General features: G+C 46.4%; 6 protein-coding genes. All 6 read left to right on the top strand.

What is annotated here, in order from left to right:
- Positions 1 to 147 precede the first annotated feature (147 nt).
- The 6 genes from V7K89_RS23800 to V7K89_RS23775 all read left to right on the top strand — a co-directional run bounded on the left by V7K89_RS23800 (position 148) and on the right by V7K89_RS23775 (position 4590).
- Complete coding sequence (locus V7K89_RS23800) at positions 148 to 1092, top strand: NAD-dependent epimerase/dehydratase family protein (RefSeq protein WP_335191544.1); 945 nt, start codon at positions 148 to 150, stop codon at positions 1090 to 1092.
- A gap of 53 nt (positions 1093 to 1145) precedes the next feature.
- Positions 1146 to 1421, top strand: coding sequence for a lycopene cyclase family protein (locus tag V7K89_RS23795; protein WP_335191542.1), 276 nt, complete (start codon positions 1146 to 1148; stop codon positions 1419 to 1421).
- The gene (locus V7K89_RS23790; protein WP_335191540.1) at positions 1421 to 1987 is read left to right on the top strand and encodes a GMC family oxidoreductase; all 567 of its coding nucleotides are present in this window, start codon (positions 1421 to 1423) and stop codon (positions 1985 to 1987) included. The genes V7K89_RS23795 and V7K89_RS23790 overlap by 1 nt, the downstream gene beginning before the upstream one ends.
- 81 nt (positions 1988 to 2068) lie before the next feature.
- Positions 2069 to 2476 carry a hypothetical protein gene (locus tag V7K89_RS23785; RefSeq protein WP_335191538.1) on the top strand — a complete coding sequence of 136 codons (408 nt, stop codon included), beginning with the start codon at positions 2069 to 2071 and terminating at the stop codon, positions 2474 to 2476.
- 160 nt (positions 2477 to 2636) lie between these two features.
- Positions 2637 to 3692, top strand: coding sequence for a catalase family protein (locus V7K89_RS23780; RefSeq protein WP_335191536.1), 1056 nt, complete (start codon positions 2637 to 2639; stop codon positions 3690 to 3692).
- Positions 3693 to 3822: 130 nt separating this feature from the next.
- On the top strand, positions 3823 to 4590 hold the full coding sequence (locus V7K89_RS23775) for an MIP/aquaporin family protein (RefSeq protein ID WP_335191534.1): 768 nt from the start codon (positions 3823 to 3825) through the stop codon (positions 4588 to 4590).
- Positions 4591 to 4663: the final 73 nt, after the last annotated feature.

Here is a 4663-nt window from a genome sequence, read left to right as displayed (position 1 = left end):
CAAATTAACCAAACCAATTATTGCATCTATTGCCCGAAGGCAATATATTTTAGAGGCACTATCTGTAGCCAGCTTTTAGAGAATTGGTATTAGTTCAATTCGTCTTATTTATAAAATATTTCACAGGTTTTAACAGGAGGTTCACAGATGAAGATTTTTGTCGCAGGGGCGACGGGAGTGATTGGTCGTCCGTTAATCGCCCAATTGCTTGCCAAAGGTCATGATGTAGTTGCATTGACCCGTTCTTCAGAAAACGCGCAAACTCTAGCTGAACAAGGTGTGGAACCTGCGATCGCAGATGTGTTTGATGTAGATGCAGTCAAAGCGGCTCTCGTTCGCACTCAACCAGAAGTGGTGATTGAACAACTCACAGCTCTACCCAAAACCTACACTGGCGAATCAATGAGTGCTGCTGCACCACTCAACCATCGTATTCGACTAGAAGGGGGTACTAATGTGCTGGCAGCAGCACAAGTGGCAGGCGTGCATCGATATCTGAGACAGTCGATCGCATTTTGGGGGGTTCCTGGTACGGGATTAGCAGATGAAGAAACACCGATATCCTTGGATGCTTCGCCCGCAGTTGCAGCAGATGCACATATAGTGACCAAAATCGAGCATCGCCTCCTCAAAACGTCAAATCTAGAAGGGATTGTCCTACGCTATGGCTTCTTCTACGGGCCTGGCACTTGGTTTACTACTGATGGCGACGTTGCAAACCAAGTACGACAGCAACAATTCCCAATTGTGGGGAATGGGGAAGGCGTATGGTCATGGTTACACGTTGAGGATGCAGCGATCGCTACAGTTGCGGCAGCAGAACGAGGTAATCCCGGCATTTACCTAATTACGGACGATCGCCCCTTAGAAGTACGCGAGTGGCTCTCGGCTTTTGCTCGTTGGTTGAATGCGCCACCACCTCCCCAGATATCAGTTCAAGAGGCTCTAGAAATAGGTGGTGCAGATGCTGTTTACTACGGTACTCAAATGCGCGGCGCATCAAACGCCAAGGCAAAACGCGAACTGAATTTTCAGCCGCGACCTTTGGAATGGCTGGTTGGAAATGCTGTGGCTCATGCCAATGCCAGTTAGCAATTTTAGCAAGAAGCAAACTACAACAGACAATCAATAATGGATAAATGATCATGACTTACTATGACTATATTGTGATTGGTGCTGGGTCAGCAGGCTGCGTGGTTGCTAACCGTCTGACCGAAGACCCTGACACGACTGTGTTATTGCTCGAAGCGGGGAATCCAGATACAAAACCAGAGATTCACATTCCGTTGGACTGTACAACTCTACTTGGCACCGAGGTAGACTGGGGATACTTCTCCCAACTAGAGCCGTATCTCAACAATCACCAAATCTTTTGTCTTGGTGGCAAAGTCTTGGGGGGCAGCAGTTCGATGGCCCGCTGATGTGGGCACCTCCTGGCTATCCTAACTCTGGTTTGGGCTTCACTGGTATAATTGCTTTAGTTCATCCTGAAAACATTGGCAGTGTCAGTTTGCGTCCTGCCGAAGGCAGCAGCGCTTCGCTATCGCCCGATCCCAAAGATACACCAGTGATTCAGCTAAACTATCTGCAAAGTCAATCCGATGTGCAAAAGCTCGTTGCCGGAGTTAAATTAATCCGCCAATTGTTCCAGACCAGTGCTTTTGATGAATTTCGCGGTCGGGAAGTTGCTCCAGGCGCTGATGTAACTGACGATGTAGCCCTTGAAGCTTATGTGCGGGAAACCTGCGGTACAGTGTTTCATCCAATCGGCACCTGTAAAATGGGCACAGACTCAATGGCAGTTGTAGACTCAAAATTGCGGGTCTATGGAGTTGAAGGGTTACGGATCATCGATGCCTCCATTATGCCAACTCTAAATACAGGGCATACAAACGCGCCCACAATTATGATCGGCGAAAAAGCAGCTGATTTAATTAAAGCAGCAGGTAGCGTTTCCAAGCAAGCACAGAAAGCAATTGCCAAGTGACTCATACCAATTCGCAATGGGCTTCGCTACGCTAACACAATTACTTTTTGTAATGGGGATTTTACCCGAGGTAGAAGAAAAATGAAGATTGCTCAATATGGAACAGCGATCGCGGTTCTTCATGTGATCGCCAACGGACTGCATGGTTTAGCACATATAAAAATCCCAGTTGCCCTATCTTTGCTTCAGATTTCATTTGTGGGGATTGTGATTTTTCTAACTCCCATCATTGCCGCCGTTTTACTTTGGACACAGTTCTACCGCATTGGTAGTTGGCTGTTGCTCAGTTCAATAGCAGGATCGCTCCTTTTTGGAATCTACAATCATTTCATCGTAATTAGCCCCGATCATGTGTCTCAAGTTTCCTTGGCAGGTTGGGGTCTGCTTTTTCAAGTTACAGCCATTCTCATATTAATAGTAGATGGATTCGGATGCGGGATTAGCGTTTGGGCATTGAAAACAATCCAGCAACCAGAGGAGGTCTTATGAGTTCGTAACCATCATCGTTTTTAGAGATCGCAACACTGGCGGCAGTAGCAGTGTAAACTCACAATCAACAAGCAGTTAGAGTTTCTCAAAATCCATCTGTAACCCTCATTTTCTCAGTGTTGAAACACTTACACTATCTTGCACTATAGAGAGAAGAACCATGAGCCAATCTAATCTATCCATTCCTACCCAAGAAGTAGCTACTAATACCATCTTGGACACTGCTGCTCAAGAAGCAGCTACTGATACTATCGTGGACATTGATCTTAACGTTCAAGCCCAGAAGGGTCCAGACCTACGAAAAGACCATCCTAAAAGTCACGGCTTGGTTTGGGGAGAGTTCAAAATTGAGGAAAATATTCCGGAATCGTTGAAGGTGGGTATCTTTGCCCAGTCCAAAACCTACCCGCTTTGGATGAGGCTCTCCAATGCTTCCCCCGCCCAAAAGCGCGGTAAATTCGCGTCAGACCTTGATCCCGATGTTCGGGCACTCGCGATCAAACTCTTACAAGTAGAGGGTGAAAAAGTGCTGGATGATGAGCAGGAAACCCAAGACTTTTTGATGATTAATCATCCGGTCTTCTTTGTCCACGATGCCCAAGGGTTTGCCAACCTGACCAAAGCAAGCGTTGGTCAAGCAAATGAAGAAGAGCTGCGATCGCTAGAACCCACGTTTGAAGTTCTCAAAGCGGTTACGAGCAAACAAGTTGCAAATCCGCTGCTGATCCAATATTGGAGTACGACTCCCTATAAACTTGGCTCTGTGTCCATCAAGTTTTCTGTAAAACCTCATCAGCAAGATACTCCCGGTTCACCCCCCACTTCAGAGACTTACTTGCGTGAGGCAGTCGTCAAATATCTATCACAAGAGGGCAAAGATGCAACCTTTGACTTCTTGGTGCAGCTTTATGTCAACGATGAGAAAACTCCAATTGAAGATCCAATGCAGGAGTGGCAAGAGAAGGACTCACCGTTTATCAAGTTTGCAACCATCACAGTTCCCGCTCAGAAATTTGACTTCGAGGAGCGCAAGCGTCTGGATGAGGGTCTATCGTTCATGGCTTGGCATACCCTCCCAGAACACGCACCCTTGGGTAGTGTCAATTTAGCTCGCAAAAAAGTTTATCAAGAGATAGTAAAGGCTCGACGGAGTAACATACACCATCGCGTTGAAGAGCCGCAAGCATATAGTTCAGTTTTAGACGATCCTGAATAATCTTGCTTACCAACTACTTCCACCAATTGTTGGCGGAAGTAGTGTCTCACAATATCTAGAATACTAACGATTGCTCTTTCTAGCTAATTGCTTGGCGTTAACGCAAGCCCTTTTACAAGAATCATAACCTATGCATTCTAGTGTTCCGAAGCAGTGGCATTGGCGCGAATACTTTGCAGAATTCCTGGGAGCCGCTTTCAATATTTTCATCGGCTTGAGTGCAATCGTCTTTAACTTTGGGCACGGTTTGCCAATAGAACGGCTTGTGCCTGATTCAAGCATTCGGCGACTGATTACGGGACTAATTTTTGCTGGCAGTGGAGCGATTGTAGCCGTTTCTCCGATTGGGAAACTGAGTGGCTCTCACATCAATCCTTCTGTCTCACTCGCATTTTGGATACATGGCAAAATGCACCTCCGAGATTTTGTTGGCTTTGTGATTGGACAGTTTCTGGGAGCGATCGCTGCTGTGTTACTGCTTGTGACCCTGTGGGGAAATTATGCTAGAAGCGTTAGTAACGGCATGACGCTGCCTGGGTTGAATTATCCGCTGTGGATTGTATTTTTATCAGAAGTCACGATTACATTTCTCTTAGTATTGACGATTTTTATCTTTGTCAGTCATCATCGGCTAATGCGTTGGACACCTTTGGTCATTTGGCTTTTAATTGCCGGGATGGTGTGGCAAGAAGCTCCAATTTCGGGAACAAGTTTCAATCCGGCACGGAGTTTCGCTCCTGCACTGGTAACAGGAAATTGGCATCATCAGTGGATTTATTGGATTGCTCCGCCAATGGGTGCTGCGATCGCTGTAGGGGCGTTTCGGCTGATCACGTTAGGTGAACGGGATGTTCTGACTGGAAAACTCTATCACGCTTTTATAGCAGTTCCTGCTTGAGTGCAATACAGTATGGGATGATGGAGTATATCAACGTCTAAGTGCCTGTAGAATGAAACCTTACTCCTGTGAT

The organism is Nostoc sp., from assembly GCF_036917515.1.
Taxonomy (GTDB): Bacteria; Cyanobacteriota; Cyanobacteriia; order Cyanobacteriales; family Nostocaceae; genus Nostoc.
The sequence above is the reverse complement of the archived record's forward strand: the minus strand, read 5'-3'. Positions and strand labels throughout refer to the sequence as shown.

What these genes read in the sequence shown, in the direction of transcription:
- V7K89_RS23795 (WP_335191542.1), top strand. Translation starts at nt 1,146, where the DNA reads ATGACTTACTATGACTATATTGTGATTGGTGCTGGGTCAGCAGGCTGC.
- V7K89_RS23800 (WP_335191544.1), top strand. Translation starts at nt 148, where the DNA reads ATGAAGATTTTTGTCGCAGGGGCGACGGGAGTGATTGGTCGTCCGTTA.
- V7K89_RS23790 (WP_335191540.1), top strand. Translation starts at nt 1,421, where the DNA reads ATGTGGGCACCTCCTGGCTATCCTAACTCTGGTTTGGGCTTCACTGGT.
- V7K89_RS23785 (WP_335191538.1), top strand. Translation starts at nt 2,069, where the DNA reads ATGAAGATTGCTCAATATGGAACAGCGATCGCGGTTCTTCATGTGATC.
- V7K89_RS23775 (WP_335191534.1), top strand. Translation starts at nt 3,823, where the DNA reads ATGCATTCTAGTGTTCCGAAGCAGTGGCATTGGCGCGAATACTTTGCA.
- V7K89_RS23780 (WP_335191536.1), top strand. Translation starts at nt 2,637, where the DNA reads ATGAGCCAATCTAATCTATCCATTCCTACCCAAGAAGTAGCTACTAAT.